Source organism: Mycobacterium sp. TH-M15 (assembly GCF_057473705.1).
On the sequence record NZ_JBYCLB010000154.1, the window covers coordinates 1 to 1706 of the forward strand.

The window sequence follows — 1706 nt, forward strand, 5'->3', positions numbered from 1 at the left end:
CGTAGAGCGGCTGCCGTGACTTGTCCGTCACGGTGCGGTTCATGTAAACCATCACCGACGCCGAATCGCGTTTGGCGAACATGACCCCCACGCCCACTACATAGGCCTGAACGACCACCTCGCGTTTCTTCGCCTCCGGGATGATCTGCGAATCGGCGCTCTTCTGGAACTCGTGGCGATAGTCAGGCGTCAGCAACGGATAGGCGGCCGTGAGGCTGCGTTCGACGGTCTGGTAGTCGTAAGCGAAAACCTCGGGTATCTCCTTGGCCGCCAGCTCGGGCAGGACCGCCCGCGCTGACTCCTCGCCACCGGTTTGGACCCGCTCCCAATAGAACCAGCCACCCGCGGCGGACAACCCGACGATAACCGCGACCAGCACGGAGCAGGTGACAGCGTTCAACCACCGCATCAGTTGCCGCCGTCTGGATATTTCAGGTCATAGCCGGTCATCCGCCCGCCGTCGTCCTCATGCACGATGACCCGCAAGCGATAAGGCATCGACGGCGTGTTGACGCCATCGATGTCGGCGACCGTCACCCGCACCGACACCAGCACCGACGCATTGTCGGTTACCGGGTCGACGCCTTCCAGGGCAGCACCGTTGACGACGGCTTCGGATGTCGCGTTAGTGGAGCGAAACAGGCCTTTGAGGTTGTCGACGTTGTTGTTGGAGCTGAGCATGCCGCGCAGCGGGCCGCTGGTGCCGTTCACGAATCGGTTGACGCTCTCGTCGATATTGTCCGGCCGGTAGCTGAACATGTTGACCACCGTCTGCGTCGCGATGTCGACAAAGCGCTGGTCGCGCGCTTGTTCGGCCTCATTGTGCCGATGCTGGACGACCAGGGCGGTCAGGCAGCCGGCCAGCGCGGTAATCGCCAGCAGTGCGCCGGCCAGGGCGATCGATCCGACCAGCACGCGGTGAGCGGGCCGGCGCGGCGGCGGCTTGACGCGCCCGCTCGGCCCAACTGGCCGCTCTGGCCGGCTGGGCTGGGCCGGCTTTGGCTGTCCGGCCGCACCGTCGGCCCGAACCGTGGTGGTGGCGCCGGGCTGGCCTTTCGCGGGGCCAGCCGCCCGGGATGCCCGCCGACGAACGCGCGGCGGTGTCGGCGGCTGCCCCGTAACACGAGAGGTCACGACATCCGCCACTAAAGCGGCCTTGGATCACGCATGAGGTCTACCCAATTCTCAGCACTGGATGCGCCATTGATACCGGGCGCGAAAATACCAGTGCCCCCCGCCGGGTCTGCAAAGGCTCCGGTGTTTTGGTCATACGTGGTGTAAGCCGGGCCGCTGGCCTGCGGCTGCGGACCAGGCGCTGGGCCGGCGCCTTCCGGTGGTGGCGGCGGGGGGATTGTCGCCGGGTACGGCAACTGGGGCGGCTGCGGCGGGTACCCCGGCGGCATCCACGACGTGAACGGCGGCGGCGGCCCGTTGTCGTTGGGCGGCGGCGGAACCATCGCGGGCTGGTGCGGCGCCGGCCCTGGACCCGCCACCTCACCCTGTGAAGGCGGGCCGACGATAGGCGCGCCGGGATCGGGATCATCGCCTGGTGGAATATACGGAAACTTGTTGGGCGGCAAGATGTTTCGTCCATCAGTTACCGGCGTACCGGACGGGATCGGCGGACCGCGCCATGGGTTAGTACCCACCGGCACATAGCCTTTCGGGTCACGACACAGCTGAATCGTCGGTGCGCGTTTGCCGGG

At 66.7% G+C, this 1706-nt stretch carries 2 protein-coding genes and 1 pseudogene; all 3 read right to left on the reverse strand.

The genetic code is table 11. The features are described from left to right. Positions 1-409, reverse strand: a 409-nt coding sequence (locus tag AC2VNT_RS03715; protein ID WP_486945573.1) for a mammalian cell entry protein, incomplete at its 3' end; no start/stop codon positions are given. Then, positions 409-1134, reverse strand: coding sequence for a mammalian cell entry protein (locus AC2VNT_RS03720; protein ID WP_486945574.1), 726 nt, complete (start codon positions 1132-1134; stop codon positions 409-411). The genes AC2VNT_RS03720 and AC2VNT_RS03715, both read right to left, overlap by 1 nt. An 11-nt stretch (positions 1135-1145) precedes the next feature. Beyond that, positions 1146-1706, reverse strand: a pseudogene (locus AC2VNT_RS03725) (mammalian cell entry protein); the annotation flags it as partial.